Raw genomic sequence first — 15163 nt, forward strand, 5'->3', positions numbered from 1 at the left:
CTGCATGGGTCCTGCTCGTTCGGTCCGCGGCGGCGGATCACCCCGCCCCGCCGGCGGGCCGTGCCCTTCGGTCGGGCAGCAGACCGAGCTGGACCAGCCGGTCCACAGCGGTGAGCGGACGCATGCCGAGGCCGGACATGTTGTAGGTCGTCAGGTGGCGCAGCCGGGGGCTCCTGGACGTTCCGGTGAGCAGGCGCCGGCCCAGCATCCGGCCGCCGCGCGAGGTGCTGGTCATCATGCGCGCGGCGTTGTGGCTCATGGTGTGGATCGCCTTGACGCTGCCGAGGCGTTCGCCCTCGTACGCGCGCAGTGCGGCGTCGGCCGCGGCCGGGTCGGTGAGGTCCACGGCGGCCAGCCGGGAGGCGAACGCGGCGGCGTCGGCGATGGCCGTGTTCATGCCCTGGGCCGCCAGCGGGTGCACGCCGTGCGCCGCCTCGCCGATCAGCGCGATGCCCGGCCGTACCAGGGACGGCGCCCGGAACTGGAAGACCGGCAGCAGTTGCCGGCTGTCCAGGCCGCCCTTCAGCGCCGTGGCGAGGGGAGCGAGGGCGGGCACGTCGGCGAGCAGTTCCTCGCACCACTGCTGCAGTCGCGCCTGGTCCGCCTTCCGCAGCTCGTCCGCGGCGACCTGGACGTAGACCCGGATGCGCTCGTCCGGCAGCGGATAGACCATCACCAGCCCGCGGTCGGTGACGTAGGCGGAGACCTCGTCGTCCACGGGCGGCTTCCCTTCGAGTTCGAAGGACAGCAGCCGGTGGTCGTACGCGACCGGGTCCGCGGTCATCCCGGACAGGCGGCGCAGCCGTGAGGACCGGCCGTCGGCGGCCAGTACGACACCGGCGCGAATCTCGCGCTCGTTCCCGGCCTCAGTGACCCGCACCCCGACGACGCGGCCTCCACCGTCCCTGACCAGGTCGTTGACCAGCACCCCGCGCCGTCGGCGCACGGTGTCGCCGAGCAACTCCTCCAGGCATTCCAGGATCGCCGCGTAGTCGAGGGAGAGCATCCAGGGCCGCTCGCCGTCGAGCTCCGCGAAGTCCATCGTGAGCAGTTCGCGGCCGTCGGCGCGCCGGGCGACGAGCCGGTCGAGGCGGACCGCCCGCCGGGTCTCCAGCGCCGGCAGGACACCCCAGCGGTGCAGGAGGTCCAGCGAACCGGGCTGGAGCACCTCGCCCTTGGCGACCGGGGGCTGCCGCCGCTGCTTCTCCAGCAGCAGCACGTCCACGCCCAGCCGGCCGAGGGCACAGGCCGCCGCGAGGCCGGCCACTCCGGCCCCGCAGATCACGACACCGGCCTCCTCGGGAGCATGCGTCTCCCTCACGTGCCCCTGCCCCGCGCCCCTCACACCTCCTCCTTCGCGGGGGCCGTCGCGGCCAGCGCGGACCGGTAGCCGCCGAGTGCCGTCAGGGCGAGACCGGTCACGATCAGGCCGTCCACGTAGTAGGCGAGGTTGCGGATGTGCATGCAGACCTGGCTCGCCGGCCACAATCCGTCCGGCTGCTGCGCCGCCAGGATCCAGTCGGCCGCGCTCCGGATCCGGGGGTCGTCGGCCGGCACCCCGCCGGCGAGCAGTGCCCGCAGGGCCCAGGCGGTCTCCTCCACGGTTCCCCGCGCGGGTTCGTCACCGAGGATCCCGGTGTCGCCAGGTCCCCAGGAGCCGTCGGGGAGCTGGGCCCGCAGCAGGGCGTCACGGGCGCGCCGGGCCACCGGGTCCGCGGTGCGTCCGGCACGGCCGAAGGCCACCAGCACCATGGCGGTCCCGGGCGTGAGCCCCCGGTACCACAGGGCCTCGTAGGTGCCGTCCGGCCGCTGGTGGGCGCGCAGCCAGTCCAGGGCCCGGCGCACTCCGGGGTGGTCCGGGGAGGCGCCGCCGGCCAGGGCCACGTCGACGGCCTGGGCGGTGACGTAGGGGCAGGGGCCGTCGTTGGCGAGTGTGGTGTCGGGGACGAAGGTCCCCCACGAGCCCGTACGGTCCTGCCGGGACTGGAGCCAGCGCAGGCCGCGGCGCAGTGGTTCGGCGCCCTCCGTCTCGTCGCCGGTCTGGAGGGCGGACAGTACGGTGGCGCTGTCGAGGAAGTTCGGCCAGCCGCGCGGGCCTTCCCAGCCCCAGCCGCCGGGCGGGGCGCCGAACACGGGGAAGGCCCGGTCCTGTTGGCAGCCGCGCAGCCACTGCCGTGCCCGCGCCAGGCGTTCGTCGCGGGCGTAGCCGGCCTGGGCCAGGCCGCGGGCCACGAAGGAGCCGCCGATCAGGTCGAGGCCCTGCATGATGTGCCAGGAGCCGTCCGCCTGTACGTGGGAGCGGAGGTAGTCGACCGTGTCCGCGGTCATCGCGGCCGGGGCCCCGGTGCTGGTGAGACCGAGGCACACCAGGGCGACCAGCCAGTTGTCCCCGCCGTAGCCGCCGCGCTCGTTCTCGCCCGCTTCCACCCGGCCGAGCGTGCGGAGCCCGGCCCGCCGGGCGGATCGGTGGAGGAGGCGGCCGGGCCCGGCGGACGGGGCGAGGCGCGCCTGGAGGAACGCCATCGCGACGAACGGCGCCACCCGGAAGGAGAGCCTGCCGCGCCACAGCCGTGGTGGCAGCAGGAGGAGCTCCAGCGGGATGCGCCGCGAGTCCTTGATGTCCCCGAGGCCCGCGAGGGCGAGGAACGTCCTCGCCAGGTGGGCGATGCCGGGGTCGGCGAGCGACTCCACCCCGCCGTGCGCGCGCACCAGGTCCAGGGCGCGGCGTACGGGCTCCCGGTGTCCGGCCGGATCCAGCAGGTGCAGGCTGGCCGCCGCGATCACGGTGGGGACGAGCTGGGTGGGGGCGCCGGCGACTCCGCCCCAGCCGCCGTCGGCGTTCCGGGCGGCCAGCAGCCACCCCGCTCCGCGGCCGACGAGATCACGCGAGCGTTCGCGGTCGGCGATGTGGAGGGCGGCCACCGCGCCGGCCGTCCCCAGCACGGCGGCGGGCCGCCGGTTGGGCCAGGAGCCGTCGGGACGCTGGAGGGCGAACATGGTCTCGGCGGCCTGCGTGATCGACGCCTCGACGCGACTGTCCAGAGCTGAGCACACGGAATGCGTTCTCCTTCTCCCCGCCAGGGGGCGGTCGGTTCATGGGGCGGACGGTGCGCGGTCGCCCGGTGCGAACTCGTGCCGGGAACGCATCGTGCGCTGGGTGCCGATGGTCAGTACCAGTGCCACGGCGAGGATTCCGAGTGCCGCGGGCAGCCCGAGGCCCGGCACGAGCAGGGCGTCCGCGAGGACGAGGCGCTCGGCGACCAGCACCTCGTGGGAGCTGAGGGCGACGCGCGGGGTGAGGGCCCGGCCGGGGACGAAGAGCAGCCGGAAGGCCCCGCATCCGACGATCGCGGCGAGCAGCACCAGCAGGAGGTAGCCGGTCTGCCGGCCCGGTACCACCGCTGCCCCCGCGAGCGCGGCCGCGACGGCCGCGCCGTAGAGGACCGCCGCCGTACGGGCCGCCGTACGCAGGCCGTGGCGCACGGCGAAGGTGGCGTATCCGCCCTCGCGGTCCCCGGCGACGTCGCGCAGGGTGCCGACGAGGTTCGAGGCGGCGTCGTGCGCCCAGAACACCGCGGCGAACAGCAGCAGTCCGGCCGGCGGAAACGGTGCGGCGGTCATCGTGCCGAAGAGGAACGCCGCGCCGGTGAGGGCGCCGCGGACGATGTTGCCCCAGATCCCGCGGGCCTTGAAGAGGCCGTTGTACGCGAGCGCCCCGCCGATTCCGGCCACCAGGAGCAGGATCGTGCGCCAGTTGAGGACCACCGCGACGACGGTGGCCGCCGCGGCCAGGGCGGCGCCGCAGGCGAGCGCCGTCGAGGGTCGCATCCGGCCGGAGGGGATCGGCCGCTGCGGCTTGTCGATGGCGTCGAGGTCCCGGTCGAGGTAGTCGCCCAGGTAGTGGGCGGCGGTCCAGACCGCGGTGGGGACCAGCCAGGCGACCAGCATCCGCGCGGCCGAGAGCGGGGTGGGGTGCGGGGCGGCGGTCAGGGTGGCGCCGGCCAGCCCGACGAGACCGGGGTACCAGAGCGTGTAGGGCCGCCAGGTGTGCAGGTGCGCGCCGAGCGTCCGGCCGAGCGGAGTGCCGGCCACGTCAGAACGCGCGCCCGGACGAGTAGTCCGCGATCTGGGCGAGCGTGTCGGTGCTCTCGCCGGCCGGCAGTCTCGTGAGGCAGTCCTTGGCGTCGGCGATCAGGTCCGCGGCGAACTGCTGCGCCGCCTCGCGGCCTCCGGTGCTCTCGACGATCTTGCCGACCACGGCGAAGGACTCCTCGCTCGCGCAGTCCTCGCGGAACGCCCGTTCCAGCTCCCAGCGTTCGCCGGACGAGGCGCGCTGGTAGCTCAGCAGGATCGGCAGGGTGGGCCGCCGGTTCTGCAGGTCGCTCTCCCGCGGCTTGCCGATGAGCGCCGAGGAGCCGTCGAAGGCCAGGAGGTCGTCCCGGACCTGGAACGCGGTCCCCAGTCGCATGCCGAAGGTGCCCAGGGCGTCGATCCAGTCCTGGCGGCCGGTGCCGAGCACCGCACCGATCCGGCAGGCCGCCTCGAAGAGCGCCCCGGTCTTCAGCTGGGCCATCGTCAGGTACTGCTCCACGCCGCAGTTCAGGTCGCCGACGAACTCGGACTCCAGCAGCTGTCCGCGGCACACCCCCACGCCGGCCGACGCCATGATGGAGGTGACCGCCACGATGTCGGCGTCGGAGACGCCCGCGGGCCGGGCACCGGTGAGGGCGGCGAAGGTCTCCAGGATCAGACCGTCCCCGGCCACGATGGCGTCGGGAACGCCGAAGGCCGCCTGGACGGACGGGCGCCCGCGCCGGATGTCGTCCTCGTCGATGATGTCGTCGTGGATCAGGGTGGCGACGTGCAAGTACTCGATCGCGAGGGCCAGTTCGGTCAGTTCTTCCGGGGCCCCGCCCACGCACCGGGCCGACTCGAGCACCAGGAGGGGCCGGAGCAGTTTCCCGGCCGGGACGAGGGCGTGCTCCGCGATGGCGCCGAGGGGGTCGCGGCGTCCACCCCAGATGGCGGTCAGCTCGCGTTGCAGCAGGTCGCCGCCGGCCAGGAAGGAGGTCAGGCCGGACAGCCCCGACTCCCCCGGGCGGGTCATGTTGTTGACGGTCGTCATCCCTCGCACTGCCTTTCTTCCGGCTTGCCGATGGTGGTGGTGAGGGTGCCGATGCCCGCGATGGACACCTCGACCCGGTTGCCGGGCGACAGCGGACCCGACCCCGCCGGTGTCCCGGTGAGGATCACGTCTCCGGGCAACAGCGTCATGTGCTCGGTGACCGCGGCGATCACCTCGTGGACGGGGACGAGCAGGCCGCGGGTCGTCGCGCGCCGGACGGTCTCGCCGTCCACCGCGCAAGTGATCTCCGCGTCCGCCGGGTCCAGGTCCGTGGCCAGCCAGGGGCCGAGGGGCGTGAACCCGTCGAAGTGCTTCGCCCACACGGGCGGGTACGGCGTCCTCGCGGCCCCGCCGGGTACGTCCTCGGCGGGCAGCGCGTAGGCCGTGAGGTCGTTGGCGCAGGTGTACCCCGCGACCACGCGGGCCGCGTCCCCGGGCCGGACCCGCGTGCAGCGCACCCCGATCACGACGGCCAGCTCGGCCTCGTACGTCAGCTCCCAGGCGCTTCCCGGATGGACGACGGTGTCGCCGGAGCCGGTCAGCGAGGAGGGCGGCTTGAGGACGACCGCGCACGAGGCGGCGCCGGCCGGACGCCCGCTGCCGTCGGGCACGTGCCCTTCGGGAGCCCGGTTGAGCGCGACGCAGGCGATCTTGCTCGGCTCGGCGGGCGGCAGGAGGGTGAGCTCCGGGAGCGGGCGGGCCGGGCCGTCGGCCTCCACCCAGCGGCCGGCCTCCGGGTCGTACGCGACGGGAACGACGTGGCTGCCGTCTCCACGGTGTTCCAGGCGGCCGTAACGGGGCCGCCCCTCATCGATATATCGACAGACAAGCATGTGTAGGTTTCCTTCCTGGCCGTGACAGACGAGGACGGACGGGAGGGGAGGCCACAACGGGGCGACCCCTCACCGGGAACGGGAGCCCTCACCGGCGACGGGCACGCCTCATGCGGTGAGGTGCGGGCCTCATGCGGTGACGTGCGGGCCCCGCCGGGCGGCGGGCGGGTTCACCAGGCGACGGGCAGCGCCGTCAGTCCCAAGGTGACGTGGCCGCCGCGCCAGCGCAGGCTCTCCGGGGCCACCGCCAGGTGCATGTCAGGGAAGCGCCGGAGGATCGCCTCGAACACGGCTCTCATCTCGACTCTCGCCAGGGCGGCGCCGAGGCAGTGGTGGGCTCCGTGGCCGAAGGCGAGATGCGGGTTGGGCCGGCGCGCCACATCGAACCGCGCGGCATCGGGGAAGACCTCGTCGTCGCGGTTGGCGGCGTTGACGGAGACCTGGACGAGTTCACCGGCGCGCACGAGGCGGCCGCCCAGCCGGACGTCCTCGGTCGCCACCTGGACCCGGTTCAGGTCGATGACCGGCTGGTGGCGGAGCAGTTCCTCGATCGCCGGGTCCAGCAGCCCGGGGTCGTCGCGCAGTCTCGCCAGCTGATCGGGGTGGCGGAAGAGGCGGAGCAGTCCGGCACTGATCGCGGTCCGGGTCGTCTCCAGCCCGCCCGCGAGCACCACGACGACCAGCGTGACGAGTTCCTCCCGGGTGAGCGCCCCCTCCTCGTCGTGGGCGCGGACCAGCGTGCTCAGCACGTCCTCGTCCGGCGGGGCCCCCTGCGCGAGCGCGGAGCGCTTCGCGTCGGCCGCGCGGGTCACGTAGGCGCTGAGCTCACGCCACGCCTCCTGGTCCACACCACCGGCGCCCACCGTGGTGATCCGGTCGCACCAGCGGCCGAGTACCTCGTGGTCGGCGACCGGGAACCCCAGCAGTTCGCAGATGACGACGGCGGGCAGCGGGGCGGAGACGTGGCGGACCAGGTCCGCGGGCGGGCCGTCCTTCTCCAGGGCGTCCAGCAGACCGTCCGTCAGGTCCGCCACGCGCGGGCGCAGCGCGTCGATCTGCCGGACCCCGAAGGCCTTCGAGACCAGACGGCGGAGTTCGAGGTGCGGACGGCCGTCCATGTTCACCGTTCGCATGGGGCGTGCGCCGTCGGCCGGCTGCGCGGTACCGGCAGCGCCCGACAGGTCGCGGGTGAAGCCCGCCCCGGAGAGGACCGTCCGCACGTCGTCGTGGCGGGTCACGAGCCAGGCGGTCCGCCCGTCGGGTAGGCGGATCCGGGAAACCGGATCCGCCCGCCGTAACCGTTCCAGCTCTTGCGGGACTTCCCCCGCGTGGTCGGCCGAGCTCGGGTAATCGGCAATGTGGTCCATAGTCTGAATTCCGATCTGCACGCGTTCGCGACGGAGCGCGCGCCGAAGCGGCCCACGGTGTCGTACACCGCGCGGCACAGGTGACAGGGAATACCGGTGGACGGGTGAAGAGGTAAATGACCGGAGGCCGGCGACGTCTCAGACTCGAGGTCGACCCGGGGGTGGCGAATGGGTCCACGGGAAACCGGGAGCGCCCTGTTTCGGAATATCAGATGCCATCTCACTACCCCCGTACGATTGCAACTCTGCGGCACCGAAGCAGCGATGAGGGCGCGGTCGGGGAGCCGACCCGCCGCAACATCTCGCGCTTGTACCGCTTCTGTATCAATAGAAACATCGCCGAGGGACCCTCGGCGTAACAACCCTCATTTTGGAGGGTACCCAAACACTCCAGGGCTCGCTATAATCCGCCCGCCTCCGGGCCCGCCTGAACGCGAATGCGAATGACTCACGACTCCCCGCCATTCGCAACTCATTTTCCGTTGCGCCGGCGAGGCCCCGCCGTCTGCCCGTGCGCGCGAACTCGATCCGTTAGCAGACGAATGCCCGATCGGGTACCCCAGCAAAGTGAGGGTTGTTGGCCCCACCCCTGTCCCGGCAATGTGCCTGTTGCCGATCAGGAGACCAGGAATACCGAGAGACGGGGGAGGTGTTCGTCCATGTCATGGATGGCTCAACTACTGGAGAGGGGCCGGCAGCGCCGGGGCGAGCGGATCGCAGTCCTCGACGGCGAGAGGCAATGCACCTATGCCGAGCTGGACCGCCGGACCGACGCTCTGGCCACGGCTCTCCTCGGCCTGGGCATCGGTCTCGGCGACCGGGTCGTGGTCGTCTCGCACAACCGCCTGGAGGTGCTGGAGACCTACTTCGCCCTCGGGAAGATCGGGGCGGCCGCGGTTCCGCTCCACTACGGGGCGGTGGCCGGGGAAGTGGCCTCCGCGGTGCGGAGGTTCGAAGCCTCGGCCGTCATCGGTGAGGAGGGGCTGCCCGGTACGGCGGATCTCGGCCACGGCCTTCCCGTGCTGCGGTACGAGAGCGAGGAGTACCGGCAGGCCGTCTCCCGCGCACCCGACCTGCCCGAAGGCGAGGTTCCCGACGACGCGTTGATGTTCATCCTGCAGACGTCGGCGACGACCGGCCGGCCCAAGGGCGTCTGCGTGGACCACCGTTCGCTGCGCTCCGTGGCGCTGGGCTACCTGGCCGACGTCCCGACGGACCGCGAGACCGTCTTCCTGCACTGCGGACCGCTTTCCCACGGGGCGATGGTGATCCCGCTGATCTACCTCGCCGCCGGCGCGACGGTGGCACTGATGCGCATGTTCAGCCCGCAGGAGTGCCTCGCCACGATCCACCGGAACGGGGTGACCCACCTGTTCCTGGTCCCGGACATGCTCAGGTTCCTGCTCAGGGCCAAGGGGTTCGCGCCGGAACGGACGGCCGGCCTCCGGGAGGTCATCTACGGTGCGGCGCCGATGCCGCGCCCCCTGCTCCTCGAAGCCCGGAAGGCGCTCGGATGCGGGTTCCGTCAGCTGTACGGCCTGACCGAAGCCGGCGGCCCGGTGGTGACCCTGCCGCCCGAGGACCACGACTACGCACCGGGAGAAGCCCGGGGCCGGGCCGCGTCGATCGGCCGCGCGACCGCGGGCACGGCCGTCCGGAGCCGTGACGACCGGGAACACCCCTCCCCCACCGGACGGATCGGCGAACTCTGGGTGCGCAGCCCGGCCGTCATGCGGGGCTACTGGGCGGACACCGCGGCGACCGAGGACGCCCTGCGCGACGGCTGGGTGCGCACGGGGGATCTGGGGACGGTGGACGAGCAGGGCTACATCCACCTCACCGGCCGGGTCAAGGACGTCATCGTCCGCGGCGGGCAGAAGGTCTACCCCGCCGAGGTCGAACAGGTCCTTCTCAGCCATCCGGCCGTGCGCGAGGTGTGCGTCGTCGGAGTGCCGAGCGAGGACTGGGGCGAGCTCCCGTACGCCTGCGTGGTGGCCGACGGCCCGGATCCGGGGCTGGCCGGCGAACTGCGTGACCTCGCCCGTCGGCAACTGGCGCGCTACAAGCGGCCGGTGGAGTTCCTGACCCTGCCGGAGCTGCCGCGCAACAGCGCCGGGAAGACCGACCGGCGCAGCCTTCGCGCCGCCGTGGCCGACGGCGCCGCACCGACCGCTGGGACCGCCCGGCCGACGCAGGGAGAGTGAGCATGGCGAGCACCGAGCTGGAACACGTCCTCACCCGACTCGAAGCCCTCCTGGCGGAGGTCTGGGACGACCTCCCCGACGGTACGCCGGTCCCCCGCGACGCCTCGCTGCTGAGCCTCGGCGTCGACTCGCTCACCCTCACGATCCTCCTGGACCGTCTGGAGAACGAGTTCCGTGTCGCATGGGACGCGGACCGGCCCCCCTCCGCCTTCAGTTCGCTCCTCTCCCTCGCCGAGTCCGTGGCCGGACGGCCGGAGTGAAACCCCTTCCCACCGCCGCCCCCGGCTCCGAGCCGGCGCGCGCCGCCGACCGGTGCCACGTGGACGGCGCCGGCTTCCGGTCGCTGATGAGCTCGTTCCCCACCGGAGTGACGGTCGTGACGAGCACCGGCCGGGACGGCTCGCCCCGCGGCGTCACCTGTTCCTCGCTCAGCAGCGTGAGCCTCGATCCGCCGACCCTGCTCGTCAGTCTCAAGACCCACGGCAGCACCCTCGACGCGATCAGGTCCGGGGGCCGGTTCGCCGTGAACCTGCTGCACGCGCGGGCGCGCCGTACCGCGGAGGTCTTCGCCTCCCCGGTGGAGGACCGCTTCGCCCACGTCAGCTGGCGCCCGACCGGGGCGGCGCGCCTTCCACGGCTGGTCGAGGACGCCTTCGCGGTCGCCGAATGCGCCGTCTCCTCGCTGTTCGACGTCGGTGACCACACGGTCGTCCTCGGCGAGGTGGCGGCGGTGGACGTCCGGCCGGGCGTACCGCTGCTCTACGGCCTCCGGGAGTTCTCCGCCTGGCCGGCGACCGGCCGGGACCACCGTGCCGACCGAACGAGGGGAATACCGCGATGACCGCAGCCGCACACAGGGCCGGGCTGGCCGACCAGTCCGGCGACGCAGAGACCGTCCTGGCCTGGTTCCGGCGGATGAGGGAGGAAGAGCCCGTCAGCCACGACGAGGCGGCCGGCGTCTGGCACGTCTTCCGGTACGCCGACGCGGAGCAGATCCTGGCCGACCCGGTCACCTTCTCCTCGGACTTCAGCGATCTCACCCCCTCCCAGGAGGACGTCGACCTCTTCTCCCGGGGCAACCTCATCCGCAAGGACCCGCCCGACCACCGCAAGCTGCGCGCCCTGGTCGGCAAGGCGTTCACCCCGCGCGTGGTGGCCCGGCTGGAACCCCGCATCGCCGAGATCACCGCCGGGCTGCTGGACGACATGCGGGGATCCGACCGGATCGAACTGGTCTCGGACCTCGCCTACCCGCTGCCCGTCATCGTCATCACCGAGCTCCTGGGCATCCCGGCCGAGGACCGGAAGACCTTCCGGCGGTGGGCGGAGGCCCTCGTGTCGCCGGACGGGCAGACCGGCGGCCTCATCCCGAACGAGCAGCGCGTGCAGTCCATGGCGGCGGTCATGCGCGAGATGAACCCCTACTGCCTGGAGCACATCCGCTCCCGGCGCGCCCGGCCCCAGGACGACCTGATCAGCGCGCTCGCGGCCGCGGAGGTGGACGGACAGCGGCTGGAGGACGAGGAGATGGTGGGCTTCGTCAGTCTGCTGCTGCTCGCCGGCCACATCACCACCACCGTGCTGCTCGGCAACGCGGTGCTGTCCCTGTCCGAACACCCCGAGGCCGTCCGGGCCCTGCGCGCGGACCCGGGCGGGCTGCCCACCGCGATCGAGGAGGTGCTGCGCCACCGCGCGCCGCTCGCCCCCATGACGCGGAGGACCAGCAAGGACGTCCGGATCGGCGGGCACACCGTGCCGGCGGGCCGGATCGTCGTCACCTGGCTGTCCTCGGCCAACCGGGACGAACGCCGGTTCGCCGACCCGGACCGCTTCGACTTCCGCCGGTCACCCAACCCGCACCTGAGCTTCGGGCACGGGATCCACTTCTGCGTGGGCGCTCCGCTCGCGCGCCTGGAGGCCCGGATCGCGCTGGAGATGATGCTCGACCGGTGGAGCGGGTTCTCGGCCGGCCCGGACGTCGAGTTCCACGACTCGCGCGGGATCTTCGGCCCGAAGCGGCTCCCGCTCCGGCTGCAGTGGGCCTGAGCCCGGGCCGGCCCGCCGCCCCCGCCCGAGCCGGCGGGGATCCAGACCACGAGAACCAGAGAGAGGACGAGCCGGACATGGCGACGACCACCGAACCGACCGCCCGCACACTGGACGTGCCGGGCGCACGCATCTGCTACGAGACCGGCGGAACGGGCCCGTTGCTCCTGCTGGTCGGTGCGCCGATGGGCAGCAGGGGATTCGCGACCATCACCCCGCTGCTGGCCGAGCACTTCACCGTCGTCACCTACGACCCCCGCGGCTTCCTGCGCAGCACCGTCGAGGACCCGGACGCGGAGGTGACGCTCGACGTGCTGACCGACGACGTCCATCGGCTGCTGTCGGCGCTCGGCCGGGAGCCCGCGTACGTCTTCGGCAGCAGCGGCGGCGCCTCCATCGGCCTCGCGCTCACCGCCGGCCACCCCGAGCAGGTCCGCACCCTCGTGGCCCACGAGGCGCCCCTGGTCGAACTGCTGCCGGACCGGACGCGGTTGCGCGCCGGGATCGAGGAGGTCTACGCGACCTTCACCGGCGAGGGCCGCAACGCGGCGCTGAAGAAGTACGCCGCCCTGACCGGTGTCGAGCGCTTCTCCCGGCCGCCGGGCGGCGGCCGGCACGAAGTGACCGACCTGGAATCGTTCACCCCGCCGGCCGATGTCCGGGCCATCCTCGACCGGTTCTTCCTGCACGTCCTGCGTCCCACCGCTCTCCACCGCCCCGACCGGGCCGCGCTGCGGGCCGTGGCCGACCGCATCGTGGTGGCGGGCGGCTCCGACGCCGAGGGCCAGCTCTCCCACCGGTCCGCGACCGCGCTGGCCGAGGAGCTCGGTACGAAGCTCGTCGAGTTCCCCGGCGACCACACCGGCTTCCAGGGCGAGCCCGAGCCGTTCGTCCGTCTCCTGCGCCAGGTGCTCACCGAGAGGGCCTGAGCCGGCGCCGTGCCATCGACCCCGTGCTGCACCCGGAGTGACCCATGACCGATCTGACCACGACCGATCCGACCTACTCGGACTACCTGCGGGTGGACACCCTGCTCTCGCTGCAGACTCCCCGTACGCCCGCCACCGCCGACCGCGCGGTGGCCCTGGCCGAGCACTTCTTCATCGTCGCGCACCAGTCCTGCGAGCTGTGGCTCAAGCAGGTGATCGCCGACCTCGACGCCGTGGTGCAGGCCCTCGCGCCCGAGTCCGGAGCCGAGGGCGTCGAGACCGGCGTGGAGCTCCTGCGGCGGTCGAGCGATCTCCTCCGGGTGCTGCACGAGCAGGTCCTGGTGCTGGAGCGGCTGCCGCTGCGGCACTTCGCCGAGTTCCGGCCGTACCTCGGCACGGCGAGCGGGGCCCAGTCCGAGCAGTTCGCCCGGCTCGCCCGGCTGATCGGGGACGGCCGGCGGGCCGGGGCGCTGTACGAGGCGTTCACGGCGGCCGCGGCCCGTCGCGGCGCCTCGGTCGCCCAGGTGTGCCGGCCGGGACACGACACGGGCGGGCTGTACCGCGTCGGCGAGGGGCTGCTCGACGTCGGCGACGGCTACTGGCGCTGGAAGGTCGCCCACCTCGGTCTGATGTCGAGGATGGTCGGCGACGAGCCCGGCACGGGCGGCAGCAGCGGTGTCGACCACCTGGTGCGGCGCATCGTCCTGCCCTTCGCCGAGCTCCGGCGGCTCCGGGGCGCGGCGCACGCCCCGGAGCTCGCCGGCAGCGCCGGCTGAGAACCCCTTCGACCACGAAAGACTGAGGTGAGGACCAAATGATCTCCCGTGTGGTAATCGTCGGCGGCGGGACCGCCGGGTGGATGACCGCCACCTACCTCAAGGCCGCCCTCGGCGACCGGATCCACGTGACCCTCGTCGAGTCGGAGAACGTCTCGACGATCGGGGTGGGCGAGGCCACGTTCAGCACCGTGCGGCACTTCTTCGAGTTCCTGGGCCTGGCCGAGCACGAGTGGATGCCCGAGTGCCACGCCTCGTACAAACTCGCCATCCGCTTCGAGGACTGGCGGGCCAAGGGCCACCACTTCTACCACCCGTTCGAACGCCCGCGGTCCGTCGGGGGCTTCTCGCTGGCCGACTGGTGGCTGCACCTGCGGCCGGGTGACCAGTACGACCGCGACACCTCCGTGCTGGCCGCGCTGTGCGAGGCGAAGAGCTCGCCCCGGTACCTCGACGGGACCATCTTCGAGCAGGAGGTCACGGCCGGCGGCGACCGCCCCATGCACCGCGCGGCGCCGAACGCCGGGAGCACGCAGTTCCCGTACGCCTACCATTTCGACGCGACGCTGCTGGCCCGCTTCCTCACCCGGTACGGGACCGGGCGCGGGGTCCGGCACGTCGTCGACGACGTCCTCGACGTACGCCTCGACGAGCGCGGGCACATCCGGAACGTCCTCACCAAGGACCACGGCGAACTCGCCGGAGACCTGTTCGTCGACTGCACCGGCTTCCGCGGCATGCTGCTGAACCAGGCCCTGGGCGTGCCCTTCCTCTCGTACCAGGACAGTCTGCCCAACGACAGCGCGGTGGCCCTGCGCGTGCCGGTGGACGTGGCTTCGCGGGGCATGCGCCCCTGCACCACGGCCACCGCCCAGGACGCCGGATGGATCTGGACGATCCCGCTGCTCGACCGGCTGGGCACCGGGTACGTGTACGCCGGCGACTACCTGTCGAAGGAGGGCGCGGAGCGGACCCTGCGGGAGTTCGTCGGTCCGGCGGCGGACGACCTGGAGGTCAACCACATCCGGATGAGGATCGGGCGCAGCGCGCAGTCCTGGGTGAAGAACTGCGTGGCGATCGGCCTCTCCAGCGGGTTCGTCGAGCCGCTGGAGTCGACCGGGATCTTCTTCATCCAGAACGCCATCGAGCAGCTGGTGCGGCACCTCCCCGACCGGCAGGACGACGACCGCCTGCGCCAGGCGTACAACCGGCAGGTCGGGCGGGTCATGGACGGCGTCCGGGAGTTCCTCGTCCTCCACTACTACGCCGCCGCCCGCGACGACAACCAGTACTGGCGGGACGCCAAGACCCGTCCACTGCCGGACGCCCTCGCCGAGCGCATCGAGCAGTGGCGCACCAAACTGCCCGACGCGGACTCGGTCTACCCCTACTTCCACGGCTTCGAGCCCTACTCGTACACCGCCATGCTGCTGGGCCTCGGCGGTCTGCCGGTCCCGGCGCTCCCGGTGCTCGGCGGACTCGACGACGCCGACGCGGTCAGGGAGTTCGAGCTGGTGCGCCACCAGGCGAAGACCCTGGTCGACCGGCTGCCCAGCCAGTACGCCTACCTGGCGCACCAGCACGGCGGCGCGGCGGGCCGGGCCGCGGGCGTCTGATCGCATGGCGCACCGAGAACGGCACTGGCTGGTCAGGTTCACCGAGTGGATGCAGCCGGGGTTCATGGCCTTCGGCACGCTCTGGGGCCTCACCCCGCCCCTGGAATGGATCACCGCGGACGGGGCCCACCCGCCGGATCCCCGCTCACCCCCCGGCCCGGGCCACCCGGAGTGCCTCGTCCCCGACCTTCCGCCCTCCCCCGCCGAGCGGGCCCTGTGGAGTCAACTCACCACCGGAGCACGCGGATCGGATGCCATCATGTGATC

Annotated in this window: 14 protein-coding genes; 8 read left to right on the forward strand and 6 right to left on the reverse strand. The window is 72.9% G+C overall.

All coding sequences use genetic code 11. The features are described from left to right. Positions 1 to 37 precede the first annotated feature (37 nt). From ACIPYQ_RS21660 to ACIPYQ_RS21685, 6 genes are all read right to left on the reverse strand, one after another. A complete protein-coding gene (locus ACIPYQ_RS21660; RefSeq protein ID WP_401253475.1) occupies positions 38 to 1321 on the reverse strand; it encodes an FAD-dependent oxidoreductase in 1284 nt (427 codons plus the stop codon). Between the two features lie 20 nt (positions 1322 to 1341). Further along, the gene (locus ACIPYQ_RS21665; RefSeq protein ID WP_401253477.1) at positions 1342 to 3054 is read right to left on the reverse strand and encodes a prenyltransferase/squalene oxidase repeat-containing protein; all 1713 of its coding nucleotides are present in this window, start codon (positions 3052 to 3054) and stop codon (positions 1342 to 1344) included. 39 nt (positions 3055 to 3093) lie between these two features. Beyond that, complete coding sequence (locus ACIPYQ_RS21670) at positions 3094 to 4092, reverse strand: UbiA family prenyltransferase (RefSeq protein ID WP_401253480.1); 999 nt, start codon at positions 4090 to 4092, stop codon at positions 3094 to 3096. Position 4093: 1 nt separating this feature from the next. After that, positions 4094 to 5125 (reverse strand): polyprenyl synthetase family protein, encoded by a 1032-nt coding sequence (locus ACIPYQ_RS21675; RefSeq protein ID WP_401253483.1) that lies wholly within the window; start codon positions 5123 to 5125, stop codon positions 4094 to 4096. Then, positions 5122 to 5958 carry a fumarylacetoacetate hydrolase family protein gene (locus ACIPYQ_RS21680; protein ID WP_401253486.1) on the reverse strand — a complete coding sequence of 279 codons (837 nt, stop codon included), beginning with the start codon at positions 5956 to 5958 and terminating at the stop codon, positions 5122 to 5124. Before ACIPYQ_RS21680 ends, ACIPYQ_RS21675 begins: the two co-directional genes overlap by 4 nt. 170 nt (positions 5959 to 6128) lie before the next feature. After that, positions 6129 to 7196: a cytochrome P450 gene (locus ACIPYQ_RS21685; RefSeq protein ID WP_401253489.1), complete on the reverse strand. Its 1068-nt coding sequence runs from the start codon at positions 7194 to 7196 to the stop codon at positions 6129 to 6131. A gap of 788 nt (positions 7197 to 7984) precedes the next feature. Between ACIPYQ_RS21685 and ACIPYQ_RS21690 the strand changes: the two genes are divergently transcribed. From ACIPYQ_RS21690 to ACIPYQ_RS21725, 8 genes are all read left to right on the forward strand, one after another. After that, positions 7985 to 9529 (forward strand): class I adenylate-forming enzyme family protein, encoded by a 1545-nt coding sequence (locus tag ACIPYQ_RS21690; protein ID WP_401253492.1) that lies wholly within the window; start codon positions 7985 to 7987, stop codon positions 9527 to 9529. Between the two features lie 2 nt (positions 9530 to 9531). Further along, positions 9532 to 9789 carry a phosphopantetheine-binding protein gene (locus tag ACIPYQ_RS21695; protein ID WP_401253495.1) on the forward strand — a complete coding sequence of 86 codons (258 nt, stop codon included), beginning with the start codon at positions 9532 to 9534 and terminating at the stop codon, positions 9787 to 9789. Beyond that, the gene (locus ACIPYQ_RS21700; protein WP_361754469.1) at positions 9786 to 10370 is read left to right on the forward strand and encodes a flavin reductase family protein; all 585 of its coding nucleotides are present in this window, start codon (positions 9786 to 9788) and stop codon (positions 10368 to 10370) included. Before ACIPYQ_RS21695 ends, ACIPYQ_RS21700 begins: the two co-directional genes overlap by 4 nt. Then, positions 10367 to 11575, forward strand: coding sequence for a cytochrome P450 (locus ACIPYQ_RS21705; RefSeq protein WP_401253498.1), 1209 nt, complete (start codon positions 10367 to 10369; stop codon positions 11573 to 11575). The genes ACIPYQ_RS21700 and ACIPYQ_RS21705 overlap by 4 nt, the downstream gene beginning before the upstream one ends. Positions 11576 to 11652: 77 nt before the next feature. Beyond that, positions 11653 to 12504: an alpha/beta hydrolase gene (locus ACIPYQ_RS21710; RefSeq protein ID WP_361754463.1), complete on the forward strand. Its 852-nt coding sequence runs from the start codon at positions 11653 to 11655 to the stop codon at positions 12502 to 12504. A 44-nt stretch (positions 12505 to 12548) separates the two neighbouring features. Next, entirely contained in the window at positions 12549 to 13280 is a 732-nt protein-coding gene (locus ACIPYQ_RS21715; RefSeq protein WP_401253502.1) for a tryptophan 2,3-dioxygenase family protein, read from the forward strand. 38 nt (positions 13281 to 13318) lie between these two features. After that, the gene (locus tag ACIPYQ_RS21720) at positions 13319 to 14896 is read left to right on the forward strand and encodes a tryptophan halogenase family protein (RefSeq protein ID WP_401253505.1); all 1578 of its coding nucleotides are present in this window, start codon (positions 13319 to 13321) and stop codon (positions 14894 to 14896) included. Between the two features lie 4 nt (positions 14897 to 14900). After that, positions 14901 to 15161: a DUF6059 family protein gene (locus ACIPYQ_RS21725; protein WP_401253508.1), complete on the forward strand. Its 261-nt coding sequence runs from the start codon at positions 14901 to 14903 to the stop codon at positions 15159 to 15161. The last annotated feature ends 2 nt before the right edge of the window (positions 15162 to 15163 follow it).

The organism is Streptomyces sp. NPDC090045 (assembly GCF_044747975.1).
In the GTDB taxonomy this organism is placed as follows: domain Bacteria; phylum Actinomycetota; class Actinomycetes; order Streptomycetales; family Streptomycetaceae; genus Streptomyces.

Bases quoted from the DNA above. Each gene is read 5' to 3' on its own strand.
- ACIPYQ_RS21710 (WP_361754463.1), top strand. From the start codon at position 11,653: ATGGCGACGACCACCGAACCGACCGCCCGCACACTGGACGTGCCGGGC.
- ACIPYQ_RS21675 (WP_401253483.1), bottom strand. From the start codon at position 5,125: ATGACGACCGTCAACAACATGACCCGCCCGGGGGAGTCGGGGCTGTCC.
- ACIPYQ_RS21705 (WP_401253498.1), top strand. From the start codon at position 10,367: ATGACCGCAGCCGCACACAGGGCCGGGCTGGCCGACCAGTCCGGCGAC.
- ACIPYQ_RS21680 (WP_401253486.1), bottom strand. From the start codon at position 5,958: ATGCTTGTCTGTCGATATATCGATGAGGGGCGGCCCCGTTACGGCCGC.
- ACIPYQ_RS21690 (WP_401253492.1), top strand. From the start codon at position 7,985: ATGTCATGGATGGCTCAACTACTGGAGAGGGGCCGGCAGCGCCGGGGC.
- ACIPYQ_RS21720 (WP_401253505.1), top strand. From the start codon at position 13,319: ATGATCTCCCGTGTGGTAATCGTCGGCGGCGGGACCGCCGGGTGGATG.
- ACIPYQ_RS21715 (WP_401253502.1), top strand. From the start codon at position 12,549: ATGACCGATCTGACCACGACCGATCCGACCTACTCGGACTACCTGCGG.
- ACIPYQ_RS21695 (WP_401253495.1), top strand. From the start codon at position 9,532: ATGGCGAGCACCGAGCTGGAACACGTCCTCACCCGACTCGAAGCCCTC.
- ACIPYQ_RS21725 (WP_401253508.1), top strand. From the start codon at position 14,901: ATGGCGCACCGAGAACGGCACTGGCTGGTCAGGTTCACCGAGTGGATG.